Here is a 13542-nt window from a genome sequence, read left to right as displayed (position 1 = left end):
CTCGACCTCGCCCCGGCTGCGGACGTCTGGCGGCTCGGCGCCCGACGATGCGCGCCGGCCCTGCCCTGATCCCGCGGTCGCATACATCACCCCGGTGCACAGGATTACCGATTTACCGATATTCATGGCTCTTTGTCGCACCGCATTTAGCGTCGAGCACCGTAGGAGACCTTCGGGCTGCCCGTGTCAGGAACGTCTGCGAGGTCTCACGGTGACTCTGGTCAGGGGGTGGCGTGAAGGCGTCGCGTCATGTGTACGACACGGCAACGGCGGACGTGGCGGAAGCCGCACGGGGAATGCTGGACCGGGCCGCGGCCGTGGCACCGGAACAGGTCGCCGCCGAACGCCGGGCGTTCGACATGCTGTGCATGGCCTACTTCACTGATCCGGAGCGGGCGCTCGCGCCCGGCACCGGGCCGGGCGGGGACGGGCCGCTGGGGTTCGGCATGCCGGGCGCCCAGGAATTGCTGACGCCCGTGTTGCTGGCCGCGGCGACCGCCGTGGGGGCGTATCTGGGCGACAAGGCGGTCGGCGCCTCACGGGGTCTGGTCCGTAGGATGTTCGCCCGCTCGCCCGCCGCCCCCTCCGCCGACGAGGAGGCGGCAACGCGCGCCGCCGGCCCGGCGGGCGAACCGGCCGAGGCGGTGCGGCTCGACCCCGAACAGTGGCGCGAGGTACGGCGGATCGTGCTGCACACCCTGATGCGCCATGGCGGCATGCCACGGGACCGAGCGGAGCTCATGGCCTCGGCGGTGGTGGGCGACGGGCTGGCCGAAGAGACTCCGCGGTGACCGCAGGCACCGGAACCGCCACCGGCATCGATCCCGGCCCGCCCCCGCCCGCTCCCGACGACGTGACCGGGCCGTCGCTGCGGGCCAGGACCGACCTGCGGTTCGCCGTCCTGGTCGCCGCGGTGCTGGCGTCCAGTGTGGTGGCGTTCAGTGTGGTGTGGGCCGCGCTGCCGTCCGCCGAACGTCTGTCGCAGCGTCAGGTCAGCCCCTGCCTCGCCCGCATCGATCCGGCGACCGCCTGGATCACGGATGCGCTCGACCGTGCGAACACGCGGACGGCGATGGCCAACGCCTGCGAACGGCCGTACATCCGGCACGAGATCGGATGGATCGCGGCCGGGATCGCGGCGGAGGTGGCCGTGGCCCTCCTTCTGTACGCACTCCATCCCTGGTGGCCACGGACCGGTCGGCGACCGGCCGGGCGTCTCCGGCTGCCGCGGTGGTCCGGGAAGGTCCGGCTGAGCGGGGACGAGAACGCCGACGTACTGAAGGAACTGGACGCGCTGGCCGACAGGGCCGGACTCTCCCGCTCTCCGCTCTGGCTGGTCGACCCCTACGCCACCACGGCGGGGGGCCGGGCGTACGGCCTGCCGGGGCGCCCCCGGGTCTGTCTCGACGTGGGGCTGCTGATCCGCTACGACCTGGACCTTGCCGGCTTCCGCGCCGTCGTCAGGCATGAACTGGCCCACCATCACCATCGCGACGTCGGGCGCACCTATCTGACCATCGCGCTCTGGCGGTCGTTCGTCGCGACGGCACTCGCGCCCTGCGTGCTGCTGTCGCTGTATCCCGGGGAGAAACCGGCGTACCGGATGGTCGCGTTGGCGGTGCTCAGTGCGACCGCCTACCTCGCCAGGAACACGATCCTGCGCACGCGCGAACTGCACGCCGACGCGCTCGCGCACACCTGGGACGCCGACCGGAGCGCCCTCCCCCGGGTGGTCTCCGGCCTGCCGTGGCCGCCCGTGCGCACGGCGTGGCGGTGGCTGCCGGCCGCGTGGCTGCGCCGGGTGGCGCGGATCGGAACCCATCCCAGTCCCGAGCGCAGGCTGGAGGCGATGACCGACCCCGCGCAACGGCTGCGCACCGGGGTGTGGGAGACGGCCGGCCTCGGCCTCCTCGCCGGGCTGGCCCTCGACAACCTCTCCTTGCTGACGGGGAACGCCACGGAGCGCTTCGCCACCGTCGGACTGACACTACTGGCGCTGCCCTACGGCGTCGTCCTGGCCGTGGCGCTGGCCTCCGCACCGAACGCGTCGAACCCGTCGCGTCGGTCGAACGCGGCACGCGATGTCCTCCTCCTGCCTGCTGCGCTGACTGCCGGTGTGGTGGGCAGCCGGGCGTTTTCACTGGTGGCGGCCGATGTGACGGTGATGGCACCGACCCTCGGACAATATGCCGTGTTCGGGATCGTCAACCTGGCGCTTCTGGTCCAACTCGCGCTGTGGGTACGGTCGGTGCGGCGTCGGCGGACGCCGACGGGACCCGGCGCGGCACGAGGGCCGCGCACCGGCACGCTCGTCGTCACCGCCGCGGTCGTCTGGGGACCGCTCCTGGCCCTGTGGCACGCCCGTGCGTGGGACCCGTCCACACTCACCACGAGCCCCCTGCACGCCGTGCCGGCCGTCGGTCGGACGATCGGCTGGTACGCCGCTCTCACCGGCCGGCTCGCCGACGCTGCCTTTTACCTACCGCTGGCTTTCGCCCGCGCCACTCCCCTCCTTCCGACCGGGCTCGTCCTCGTCTGGGCGGTCCCCCTGATGTCGGCGGGCCGACGGCGTGGGTTCCTCGCTCCGTCCCAGGGCGTCGGACGGGCCCTGGCGGTCGGCGCGGCCGCAGGTCTCGCGGCGGTCGTGGCCGGAATCGCCCTGCCCTACGCCGCGCGGGGTGCGCTGCCACCGGAGGTCCGCAGGGCCTCCGGGCCGTCGGCCGTCTCCGAGGCCCTGTCCTTCCCCGTCGTGCACGCGCAGACGTACCTCGCGGTTGCCGCCCTGTTCCAGGCGGCCGCGGCCGCGGGGACCGTCCTCGTCTGCCGCAGGCAGCGCCCCGTGCTGGTACCGCTGGCCGTGACCGTCACCGCGGTCCTCGGCACTCTGGGCTTCTACGTCAGCCGGGGAACGTCCCGGTGCGTCGCCGTCACCGACCTCGCTGCGGGCGTCTGCGGCCCCCGGGCGTTTCTGCCCGACGCCGACACGGCCGTCCATCTGCACGAGGTCGTCGCCTGGGGAGTGGTCGCGGCGGTGCCCGCCGGGCTGCTCGGCGCAGCGGTGGCGGCGCTGTCCGGATCGCGTCGACGACGGCCGGGCAGTATGGCGGAGACCGCTCACGTGGACACTCCCCGGCGCCGCTCCGTGCTCCTGGCACCGGCGCTGGGGCTGCCGGCCGTGCTTCTCCTCGCGGGCGCGGCAGCGGGAATCCCGGACGACTACCCCGTCTGGCGGGCCACCCCCGTGGCGGCCTCGCCCCCGCCGCTGAACGGCCGGGGCGCCTCGGCTTCGTCCGACCGGAAGAACGACCCCTGCCTGCTCGGAACCTGGCGCGTATCCGCGGCGAGGCAACGCCTGCGTGTCGAGGGGAGCCCGCTGTGGCTGACGGGCGGGGGCGGCACGTGGACGTTCCGGCCCGACGGCACCCTGGTCGTCGACCATGGTGAGAACTTCTCGGAGGCGGCGACGCTCAACGGCCGCCCGGTGGTTCTTCACGCGACCGGCAGCGTCAGCGTCCACTTCCTCACCGCCGACGGCGTGATCGGCTACTACGGCGAGACCGTGCGCAGGCCTGGTGAACTCACCGTCCGCCTGGGCGGCACCTACCTCGTCCGCCAGGAACTCACGGCGGGCTTCACCCCCGATCACTACACCTGCACGGAAAGGGCCGTACGCCTGTCGCCCCCGTCGTCGGCGACCGGCTCGTCGTACGAAATGACCCTCACCCGGCTGCCCTAGGGTGCGTCGTCAAATGATCTCGGCCGGCTGAGGTACTCACGGGCCGTGGTCGGTGGCCCGTTCGACGACAGGTTCTAGGCCGGGGCGATCGCCGCGGTGGCGGGCGCGCCGGCCTGGGCCGGCACGGACGCGGCGGCGGCGTCGGTGGGCGCGGACTGCGCGGACCCGTGCTCCGTGGCCTGCGCGGGCAGCGCGGGCAGGATGGGCACCCCCGGCTCGGTGCGCTGCGCCGGGAGCGTCACCGCGCGCACCGGACGCGGTCCCGCGACCACCGTGTAGTCCGGTCCGAGGAACGGCGGAACCACCTCGCCGGTCTCCTCGCCGAGCGCCAACCGCACAGCCGCCCAAGGGGCGTTGACGCCGCACTGGGCGATCTGGTGCAGCCCGCCCGCCGGACGCGTGTTCACGTCCATCAGCACCGGCTCGTCGCCGTACATACGGAACTGGATGTTGGACAGGTACTGCAGACCGAACGCCTCGGCGAGCAGCCGGGCGGGAGCGATCCACTTCTCGTCGAGGGTGAATCCGCGCCGCCGCCCGTTCTTGGTGCGGCCGATGGCCATGCGCACCCGGCCGTCGGGCCCGGTGAGGCAGTCCACCGACACCTCCGGCTGTCCGAGGTGCGGCATGACCAGCCAGTCGACGGGCTCCGCCGCCGTGCGCAGCGCCTCCACCACCAGATCCAGCGGCACGTACGCGCTCGGGAAGCCGTTCAGGTGCATCAGGGAGAAGGGCGCCCGGGTGATCACCCGGAAGCCCACACCGCCCGCGCCCGCCGCCGGCTTGAAGCAGGCACGCTGTCCCGCGGCCTCCAACTCCTCGACGGCGACCAGCAGTTCCTCGACCGTGCGCACCCGGTACCACGGCGGAACCGGGATGCCCACGGCCTCCACGGCCTGGTAGGCGACCGCCTTGTCGTGGAAGACGGCGACCGCCTCGGCCGGCGGCGCCAGCAGCGCCGTCCCGAGCGCCGCGAACTCGGCGCGCTGCGCCACGATCGCGTCCTGGTGCAGGACCGGCACGAACACGTCGACGGAACGGCGTGCGCACAGGTCGAGCGCGTACTCGACGTACCCGCGCGGCGACAGGCCCTCGGGCTCCATCTCGGCGGTGTCGGCGGCCGCCAGCACAGGGGAGTCGGCGTCGCCGTGGGTGGCGTGGATCTCGACCGCGCGGTGCTGCGGGTTGTTCCGCAGCTGATCCATGAAGAACACGTTCTCCGCGTACGTGCGGTTGAGCCAGACGCGTACGCGGGAGCCCATGCAAGCCACCATTCACGGTTCGCGGGCACGGCGGAGCGGGCCGGGCCCGGCCAGGGGTAGGGGAGGTACACCGAGCCGTCGCACGCCAGAGCAGATTCGAGCGGTGGTGTCGGGGCGATCATAAGGCTCGCGGGACCCCGATGCTGCTACGGGGATGTTACGGATTCACGTCCCGTCCGCCGAGGCGCGCTTGTACGGCGGCGGGGGCGTGTGTTGTTGTGTCGGTACCGGCTTTCTACGGGGGTGGCGTGTGCGGCCGACAGACAGCGGTGCCGGAAACCTGCTGGCCATCAGCGACCTGCACATCGGTTACGCCGAGAACCGCGCCCTGGTCGAGAACATGCGCCCCGAGACGGACCGGGACTGGCTCCTGGTCGCCGGGGACGTCTCCGAGACCGTCGACGACGTCCGGTGGGCCCTCGAGACGCTCCGCGACCGCTTCGAGAAGGTCGTCTGGGTGCCGGGCAACCACGAACTGTGGACCCATCCCAAGGACCCGGTCCAGCTGCGCGGTGTCGCCCGCTACGAGCATCTGGTCTCCCTGTGCCGGGAGTTGGGCGTCCTGACGCCCGAGGACCCCTACCCCGTGTGGGAGGGTCCGGGCGGCCCCGCCGTGATCGCGCCGCTCTTCCTGCTCTACGACTACACCTTCCTGCCGCAGGGCTGTGCCACCAAGGAGGAGGGGCTGGCCTACGCCCACGGCACCGGCATCGTGTGCACGGACGAGCACCTGCTGCACCCCGATCCGTATCCGAGCCGCGAGGCCTGGTGCCGGGCCCGGGTGGCCGAGACCGAGCGCAGACTCGCCGAGGTTCCCGAGGGCCTGCCGGTCATCCCGGTGAACCACTACCCGCTGGACCGCCACCCGATGGACGTCCTGTGGCACCCCGAGTTCGCCATGTGGTGCGGCACCGCGGCGACCGCCGACTGGCACCGCAGGTTCCGCGTCGAGACGATGGTCTACGGGCATCTGCACATCCCCCGGACCACCTGGCACGAGGGTGTCCGGTTCGAGGAGGTGTCGGTGGGCTATCCGCGAGAATGGCGCAAGCGTCCGGGACCGCCGGGCACATTGCGCCGCATCCTGCCGATGGAGGTCGAAGCCGGTGATGGAGGAGCTGCTTCCGGAGTCGGTGGTGGCCGTGGAGAGCCACGGTGACGACGGGGCCGGGGACGCGAGTCTGTACCCCGAGGAACTGGCGGTCCTCAGCCGCGCCGTGGGCAAGCGGCGCCGCGAGTTCGCCTCCGTGCGCGTCTGCGCCCGACAAGCCATGGACAAGCTGGGGGTGACCCCGGGACCGGTACTGCCGGGCGAACGCGGAGCCCCGCGGTGGCCCGCCGGTGTCATCGGCAGCATGACGCACTGCGAGGGCTACGCCGCCGCCGCGCTCGCCCGCGCCGGAGAACTCGCCTCCCTCGGCATCGACGCCGAACCCCATCTGAGGCTCCCCGACGACGTCCTGGAGGCCGTCGCCCTGCCCGGTGAGTCGGCCCGTCTGGAGCTCCTCGGCGCCCGGATGCCGGCCGTGCACTGGGACCGGCTGCTGTTCAGCGCCAAGGAGTCGGTCTACAAGGCGTGGTTCCCGCTGACCGGCAAGTGGCTCGACTTCTCCGAGGCGGACATCGACATCACCCTCGATCCCGTCCCCTCGGGCGGGGCTCCCACCGGCGGCCTGCACGCCCGGCTCCTGGTCCCGGGGCCCGTGGTGGACGGCGTCACCGTTCAGAGCTTCACGGGCCGCTGGACCGTCCGGCACGAGCTGCTCGCCACGGCGATCACGGTGGACCGGCACCCGGCCGCGCAGCCCGCGGCCTGACCGGGCGGGAGCCGCGTGCACCGTCCCGGCGACGGTGCACGAGCGCCGTCCCGGCGAGGTGGCAGGAGCGCCGTCCCGGCGAGGTGGCGGAACGTCGTCCCGGCGAGGGCGGCACGAGCGCCCTCCCGGCGGTCGTGGTGAAGTCGCGGGCGTCGCCCCGCGGCTTCGCTCACGGCCGGTCCGGCTCCGGGCACCAGGAGTGCAGCAGTTCGAAGAACGCGTCCTCGTTGCCCGTGAGACCCGCCGCCTTCAGGGCCCGCTCCGTCTCGGCGATGACGGCCGGCGGGACCACGGGTGGTCGGCCCCCGTCCGGGGGACCGTCGAACGCCGCTCGTACGGTCTGGAGGAGGCGGAGGTAGGCCTGCACGGCGGCGCGTTCACGGTCGGTCAGTACGGCGGTCGGCATCGGAGCGCTCTTTCCGGTCGGCTGGTCGTGACACTGGTCCTGACCCCAGCTTGCCGCCCGCCACTGACAATCCGGTTTCGGGCCACGGAGGTTCGCCCGCTTAGCGGAGGCGAAACCTCACGGAAACCCCAGGTGGAACAAGGGCCCTAGGCTGGAAGGGAGAGCCGGGGCCGCCTGTCGGACGGCCCCGCGGCCGCCCTCACGGCGGCTCGGGAGCCGTCTTCGCGGCGGCCTGGGAACGGGAGGTCGGCCCGTGGTCGACGCACAGCCTCGCCAGCGGCGCACCCCGCGGCTGCGTTCGGTGGGAGACGGAGAACTGCGCCTGCGCCACCGTGTCGTGCACGGGTACCGGCGCGCCTACCGCATGGCGGGGGAGGGCCCCGCGCTCGTCCTGATCCACGGTATCGGGGACTCCTCCGCGACCTGGGCGGAGCTGATCCCGGACCTCGCCCGCACCCATACGGTGATCGCGCCCGACCTGCTGGGCCACGGCGACTCGGACAAGCCCCGCGCCGACTACTCGGTGGCCGCGTACGCCAACGGAGTGCGCGACCTGCTGGCCACGCTCGACATCGAGTCCGCCACCCTGGTCGGGCACTCGCTGGGCGGGGGAGTGGCGATGCAGTTCGCCTACCAGTTCCCCGAACGGACCGAGCGGCTGATCCTGGTCAGCGCGGGCGGGGTCGGCGGCGAGGTCACCCCCGCGCTGCGGGCCGTGTCGCTGCCGGGCGCCCACCTGCTGCTGTCCGCGCTGCGCCTGCCGGGGATGAGCCTCCACGTGGGCCTGTTCCTGCGGCTGATGCGTCTGGTCGACGCCGATCTGGCGCGGGACGCGCCGGAGTTGCTGAACCTCGTGGACGCACTGCCCGACGCGACCTCGCGCAGCGCGTTCATCCGCACCCTGCGGGGGGTCGTCGACTGGCGCGGCCAGGCGGTCACCATGCTCGACCGCTGCTATCTCACCGAGGGCATGCCCACCATGCTGCTCTGGGGCGACCGGGACGGCGTGGTGCCGGTGCGGCACGCCCACGGCGCTCACGAGGCGATGCCGGGCAGTCGGCTGGAGATCTTCGAGGGGGCGGGTCACTTCCCCTTCCACAGCGATCCGGCGCGTTTCCTCGCCCTGGTGCAGGAGTTCACCTCCACCACCGGTGCGGCCGACTGGAGCCGGGAGACCTGGCGGCAGCTGCTGCGGGCCGGTCGTCCGGGCACGGCGGCGGGCCGGCCGGACACCGTCCACAGCCGCGCGGTCGAGCGGGAACTGCGCGAGGCGAGCGAGCGGAGCGCGACCTGAGGCATCCCGCACGGGGCCGCCGCCGGGGTCAGCGCGCGCGTTCCCGGGCGCCGTGGCCCGGTCCGGCCGGTGAACGGCCGACCCGGGCCGCCGCCACGACGGGCGAACGGCGCAGCGCGATGGACATGCGCACCAGGTCGCGCTGCCCGTCGGTGTACGCGAAGCCCGATCCGGCCGTGGCCGGTGCGCCGGCCGTCTCCGCCGAGTCGATGACCCGGCCCTCCGGGTCGGCGGCCCTGGCCCGGACGGCGACCGTCACCATCGCGGCGTCGGCCTCGGCGCTGGCCTCGGCGGCGGAGGAACCCGCGGCCACGGCGGCCCCGTACGCGCGTGAGCGCACCTCGGAGTCGAAGTAGGGGTAGAGGCTCAGCATGCCGTCGTGGATGTCCGACTCCCGCTGGGTGACCTGGAGTTCGGCGGGCGACCACCAGGACATCCGCACCGCGCGGTCCTCCGGCACGGACACCGGCTTCAGTTCGCGCCAGAGCGGTCCCAGCCGGCGATAGGTCGACCAGGTGTTCCAGCTGTCCTCGACGCGCCGCCAGGCGAGCGGGAGGCAGAAGCCGACGGCGGTGATCTGGGCCCCGGCCGAGGCGAGCAGCGGGGCCACGTTGGTGCTGAGCCCGTCCAGGTCCGTATGGTTCCAGCGAGCCACCACGGCGGTGAACTTGGCCGCGGAGTAAGGGATGTTGCAGAGCGACCCGAAGGCGATGATCACCAGTCCGGCCCGCAGCCGCCCGCGCACCTGGACCGCCCAGCGCCAGCACATGACGTTCATCGCGACACCGGCGACGGTGAGCGACCCGAGGTACAGGACGATCATCTCGCGGATGAAGGGGGTGTTCGCGTAGTACGTGTCGAGGTCGCGCAGCCGTTCCTCGGAGGCGTCCCCGAGGCAGAACAGGACGATCAGCGCCACGCCGACCACGGTGTATCCGAGGGTCCAGCGCCGGGAGAGCCGCCGGGTCACCTCGGGCGGTCCGCCGCGCCAGTTGATGATCAGCACCAGACACGAGGCGCTGTAGGCGCTCAGCAGGCAGTAGACGAGCGGGGCCGAGACGTTGGGTATCCCGGTGAGGTCGTTGACCGCGGCGATGGTCGGCGGGGCCGCGAAGAGGAACACCAGCCCGGCGAGTGCGAGGAGGACCCCGACGGAACGCAGCAGCGGGTCGCGCCAGCCGCGCAGCAGCGAGGGGCCCTTGAACGCGATGGCCGCGCCCATGGCGACGGCCGGGATGTAGTAGCTGGATCCGTCCATGGCCGCGGGACCTTCAGCCCCGCGGCCCGCGACAGCCCAGGGAGGCCTCGATGCGGCCGGCCAGACCGTGCCGCTGCACCGGGCCGCGCAGGGAGGAACCGGCCAGCCAGGTACGGCATTTGCTGGCGAGCAGCAGACCGAAGCTCTCGGCCTCCTGCTCGTCGGCGAGGTCGAAGCGGGTGCGCGCCGCCACTTTCAGGACGGTGGCCTGGAGGTCCGCCCCGTCGCCGAGTAAGCGTGCCGCGACGGCCGTGCCGTCGACGTGATGGCTGCAGTGCCCGGCCTTCATGTGCCACAGTTCGTGACCGAGAATCACCAACTGGTGGTCGGGCGCGGTGCGTTCCTCGATGACGACCAGGTCCTGTTCGGCCATGTCGAGCCACAGACCGCTGGCGGTTCCGGGCGGGAAGGCGGCCGTACGGAACTGGACGGGACGGCCACGGCGCCTGCTCATCGCGCCGCACAGCGCGGTGTAGAGGTCGTCGGGTGCCGCAGGTGCCGGGAGCGAGAGCTCCGAGACCAGTTCGCCGCACAGGCGGCGCATTTCCCTTCCGATGCCCACTGATCTCCCCCGGCTCACGACTCGGGCCGTTTGACGCTCTCCAGGAGCATGTCCAGCCATTCCGCGACCTTGTCCCGGTGCTGGTCGGTGGGCAACTGCGCGGCCCGCCAGGCGATCCCGCGGACCCCGTGGTCGAGGAGCAGCCGGTCGAGCGGATCGTGGGCGGCCGAGGCGGCGGCGCGCTCGCGGTCGGCGAGCCGCTGCAGGAGTTCCTGCTCGGACCGCTGGAGGGCCCCGACGAGCGCCTCGGAGTCCTCGGCCGTGAGGAATCCGGCGTGCACCCGGAAGAAGCGCTGGATGGCGTCGCAGTGCTCCATGGTGGGGCGCCGGTCGCCGTTGATCAGGGCGCCCGCCTGCTGGCGGGACATGCCGGCGCCGTCCGCGATCTCCTGCTGCGTGTAGCGGCGTCCGTTGGGCTTGAGCCGGGTGCGGCGCAGCAGGTCCAGGCGTTGCAGGAAGCGTGCCTGCAGGTCGGGTTCACCCGCGGGGCGGCCGCTCAGCAGGGCCTTCACCACCGGTTCGGGGACACCGGACTCGGTCGACAGCCGCCGGACGTCGAAGACCTCGGCGTTCGGCACGCCGAGCCGGTCGGCGAGTGCGGTGACCCTGGCCACGACGGCCTGCAGCAGAACCGTCGCCGTGGCGCACGGAACCTCGTAGCCATCCGTCACCGACAGATCTCCTACGTCTCTCTCAGGTGGCTCTCACGAAGTTCGGGAACCATGTGGACACGAGGGTCAGGAACCATCCCGGCGGCAAGACCGGGGACCAACCGGAGCGTAACCCGTCGCTCGAACTCACATCCAGGTCTCGCCACAACTGTGGCGAGAATCAGCCGTCAACGGCCGCCAAATGCCACGATAGTTGACACGCCAGTCCTCGGGGCAGCAGGATCGGGGCGCCGCGTGAAGGCCGCAGAGGCAAGAGGGGTGACCTCCCGATGGCGTACCAGGCAGGAAGGCAGCGGTCCCAGCCGCGACCTGTCCCCGACAGTCCCGAAGCACAGGCGTACCTCCGGGACTACGCCATGCTGCTCGAGGCCGTCCCCTTCCCCTCCGTGGTGTTCGACCACCGCTGGGACGTCGTCCTGTCCAACGCCGCGTTCGAGACACTTTTCGACGGCGTCGGCACGCACCCGACCGCCATGCCCGGCGACAACTTCCTGCGGTTCGTCCTGTTCCACCCGGACGCCGGTTCGGTCCTCGGTGAGCACGAGTCGCGCTGGTGCCTGCCGATGCTCGCGCACTTCGCCGCGGCGGTGGAGCGCAACGGCCAGGACCGCGGACTCCAGGCGATCCGCCGGGACATCGCCCAGGACCCGATCATGGACGCCGCCTACCGGCACGGTCTGCCGCTCTGGATCGAGGCGGTCGGACCGAGCGGGGTGGAACACGACGGTGCCGTGCGCCCGTTGCTCCACCCCGATCCCAGCTGGGGCCGCACGGACTGCCGGATCGTGGACGAGACCCCCAAGTCCTTGAAGGACATGGGCTATTCACGGATGACACTGGTGCTGCGCGAGGCGGCCCGGACGACGCCGGGCGGACCGCACCGGGCACGCAGGACGCGCAACGGAGCGGCGGAGCTTCGCGCCGTGTGACGCGCGTCGACCCGGGCCGTCCGCACCCCGGGAAGCGGGCCGTTCAGCCCGCCGGCGTCACCAGGACGAGGGGTACGCCGTCGCAGGGGACGAGCCGCATGGCGCCGTGGACGGTGCTCCGGGCCGCGGCCAGCACACCCGCGAAGTCCGGTCCCCTGGTGAGTGATCCGGCCAGATGCGCGGGGTCGGCCGACGCGGCCACCCGGCCCCGGGCGTTCACCAGGTACGAGGCTCCGGGCAGCCGTTGCAGCAGCGGCACGACCGCGCCCTCGAAGTGCCGCAGATACACGTCCGCAGCGGCCACGCCCACGAACCGGCCGTCCATCTGGACCGGTGCCGACAGCGTCAGGCTGTACTCGTCCGAGCAGAGGTAGTCGACGTAGGGACCGGCGACCGCGCGCTGCCCGGTGTCCCGGGGGAGGGCGAACCAGTCCCAGTGCGTGTAGTCCGAGTACGCGGAGTGCTCCGGATCGAGGTCGAGCAGCAGCGGCCGTACACCGCCGTCGGAGCCCTGCTGCCACCATTCCAGCCACGCCGGTACGTCACCGAGCAGGCCGGGCGCGGCCACGAACCCGGCGCCCGAGACCAACTCCTGCCGGGTGAGCCGCAGATGGAGCCCCGGGCGCAGCGCCGCCAGGTCCACGCTCGCGGGGCGGCGGCCCTCGGCCGCGACGCGGGTGAGCAGCGCGGCGGTCTCGGCCCGGGTCTCCGCGACCGCCTCGAACACGGCCTCCAGCGTCCGGCGGACCTGAGCGGCGACGGCCGCCTCGGCGGAGACGTCAAGCGTCGCCGTCGCGCCGGCGGGTCCGGGGCTCCTGCGCATGGGTGCCCTCCAGAGGACGCGGACCTGACGCGGCACGCGGCATCGACAGGCGCAGGGTGATGAGCCGCGCCGTCGAGTCCAGTACGCACCGCTCGGCCAGTGCCCTGGCCGAATCGTGGGCCCCATCTTGCACGGCCGAGATTACGGAGCGGTGACGGTCTGCGACTTCTTCACGATATTCGTCGTCCCCGAGCACCAGGCACATCAGCGCCCCCACCTCGGTCTGGAGCACGACCTGTTCGCGCGTCAGCCGGGCGGACTGCGCCGCCGCGGCGAGTTCGACGTGGAAGCGGCCGTAGACGCGGCTGCGGGCGGGGGCGTCCTCTGCGGCGGACAGGTCGTCGAGGCTGCGCCGCAGCGCCTTGAGGTCGTCCGGTTCGGTCCGCTGGGCCGCGAGCCGGGCCGCCGCTCCGGACAGGGCCGCCCAGTGGTCGCCCAGGTCCCGCAGCTCCTCGGTGCTCCAGCCGGCCAGCCGGGCCAACAGCCGCTCCTCGCCCGGCACTTCGGGCAGGGACACGAAGCTGCCGCCGCCGCGCCCGCGGCGCGTGGTGACCAGCCCCTGCTGCCTGAGGGCCATGAGGGCCTCGCGCAGGGTGACCGTGGACACGCCGAGCTGTCCGGCCAGCTCCATCTCGCCCGGCAGCTGCTCGCCGTCGGCGAGCAGCCCGAGCTCGATGGCGTCCCCGATCCGGTGCACGACCGTCTCGACGCGGGCGCGGTTGTCCACGGGAGTGAAGACGGCTCTGCGGACGCCGTCGCCCCGGTGTTGCTTCACGGTCACCAC

At 72.7% G+C, this 13542-nt stretch carries 13 protein-coding genes; 6 read left to right on the top strand and 7 right to left on the bottom strand.

What is annotated here, in order from left to right:
- Positions 1 to 233: 233 nt before the first annotated feature.
- Both IO36_RS09950 and IO36_RS09945 read left to right on the top strand, forming a co-directional pair.
- Positions 234 to 791, top strand: coding sequence for a hypothetical protein (locus tag IO36_RS09950; RefSeq protein WP_158997276.1), 558 nt, complete (start codon positions 234 to 236; stop codon positions 789 to 791).
- Complete coding sequence (locus IO36_RS09945) at positions 788 to 3736, top strand: M48 family metalloprotease (protein WP_037618213.1); 2949 nt, start codon at positions 788 to 790, stop codon at positions 3734 to 3736. The genes IO36_RS09950 and IO36_RS09945 overlap by 4 nt, the downstream gene beginning before the upstream one ends.
- A 74-nt stretch (positions 3737 to 3810) precedes the next feature.
- Here IO36_RS09945 and IO36_RS09940 read toward each other — a convergent pair whose 3' ends face one another.
- Entirely contained in the window at positions 3811 to 4998 is a 1188-nt protein-coding gene (locus IO36_RS09940; RefSeq protein ID WP_037618212.1) for an ATP-grasp domain-containing protein, read from the bottom strand.
- 250 nt (positions 4999 to 5248) lie between these two features.
- Between IO36_RS09940 and IO36_RS09935 the strand changes: the two genes are divergently transcribed.
- Positions 5249 to 6157 (top strand): metallophosphoesterase family protein, encoded by a 909-nt coding sequence (locus tag IO36_RS09935; protein WP_037618210.1) that lies wholly within the window; start codon positions 5249 to 5251, stop codon positions 6155 to 6157.
- Positions 6105 to 6815 carry a 4'-phosphopantetheinyl transferase family protein gene (locus tag IO36_RS09930; protein ID WP_037618208.1) on the top strand — a complete coding sequence of 237 codons (711 nt, stop codon included), beginning with the start codon at positions 6105 to 6107 and terminating at the stop codon, positions 6813 to 6815. Before IO36_RS09935 ends, IO36_RS09930 begins: the two co-directional genes overlap by 53 nt.
- 169 nt (positions 6816 to 6984) lie before the next feature.
- On the opposite strand, the gene IO36_RS09925 is transcribed toward IO36_RS09930, so the two are convergent.
- Positions 6985 to 7221 carry a hypothetical protein gene (locus IO36_RS09925; RefSeq protein ID WP_037618206.1) on the bottom strand — a complete coding sequence of 79 codons (237 nt, stop codon included), beginning with the start codon at positions 7219 to 7221 and terminating at the stop codon, positions 6985 to 6987.
- A gap of 253 nt (positions 7222 to 7474) precedes the next feature.
- On the opposite strand from IO36_RS09925, the gene IO36_RS09920 reads away from it, so the two are divergent.
- Positions 7475 to 8515: an alpha/beta fold hydrolase gene (locus IO36_RS09920; RefSeq protein ID WP_078943085.1), complete on the top strand. Its 1041-nt coding sequence runs from the start codon at positions 7475 to 7477 to the stop codon at positions 8513 to 8515.
- Between the two features lie 28 nt (positions 8516 to 8543).
- On the opposite strand, the gene IO36_RS09915 is transcribed toward IO36_RS09920, so the two are convergent.
- From IO36_RS09915 to IO36_RS09905, 3 genes are read right to left on the bottom strand one after another with little or no spacing between them, the layout of a single operon-like run.
- The gene (locus IO36_RS09915) at positions 8544 to 9773 is read right to left on the bottom strand and encodes an MAB_1171c family putative transporter (RefSeq protein ID WP_037618202.1); all 1230 of its coding nucleotides are present in this window, start codon (positions 9771 to 9773) and stop codon (positions 8544 to 8546) included.
- Between the two features lie 13 nt (positions 9774 to 9786).
- Positions 9787 to 10317, bottom strand: a complete 531-nt coding sequence (locus IO36_RS09910; RefSeq protein WP_037618200.1) for a hypothetical protein — start codon at positions 10315 to 10317, stop codon at positions 9787 to 9789.
- Positions 10318 to 10349: 32 nt separating this feature from the next.
- On the bottom strand, positions 10350 to 11006 hold the full coding sequence (locus IO36_RS09905; protein WP_037618192.1) for a helix-turn-helix domain-containing protein: 657 nt from the start codon (positions 11004 to 11006) through the stop codon (positions 10350 to 10352).
- 269 nt (positions 11007 to 11275) lie between these two features.
- On the opposite strand from IO36_RS09905, the gene IO36_RS09900 reads away from it, so the two are divergent.
- Complete coding sequence (locus IO36_RS09900; protein ID WP_037618190.1) at positions 11276 to 11935, top strand: MmyB family transcriptional regulator; 660 nt, start codon at positions 11276 to 11278, stop codon at positions 11933 to 11935.
- Positions 11936 to 11978: 43 nt separating this feature from the next.
- Here the strand turns inward: IO36_RS09900 and IO36_RS09895 are convergent, their stop codons facing one another.
- Both IO36_RS09895 and IO36_RS09890 read right to left on the bottom strand, forming a co-directional pair.
- A complete protein-coding gene (locus IO36_RS09895) occupies positions 11979 to 12758 on the bottom strand; it encodes a cache domain-containing protein (protein ID WP_037618188.1) in 780 nt (259 codons plus the stop codon).
- Complete coding sequence (locus IO36_RS09890) at positions 12715 to 13533, bottom strand: FadR/GntR family transcriptional regulator (RefSeq protein WP_037618633.1); 819 nt, start codon at positions 13531 to 13533, stop codon at positions 12715 to 12717. The genes IO36_RS09895 and IO36_RS09890 overlap by 44 nt, the downstream gene beginning before the upstream one ends.
- Positions 13534 to 13542 lie beyond the last annotated feature (9 nt).

Origin of the sequence: Streptomyces aureus (genome assembly GCF_000725495.1) — a bacterium.
In the GTDB taxonomy this organism is placed as follows: Bacteria; Actinomycetota; Actinomycetes; order Streptomycetales; family Streptomycetaceae; genus Streptomyces; species Streptomyces aureus_B.
The sequence above is the reverse complement of the archived record's forward strand: the minus strand, read 5'-3'. Positions and strand labels throughout refer to the sequence as shown.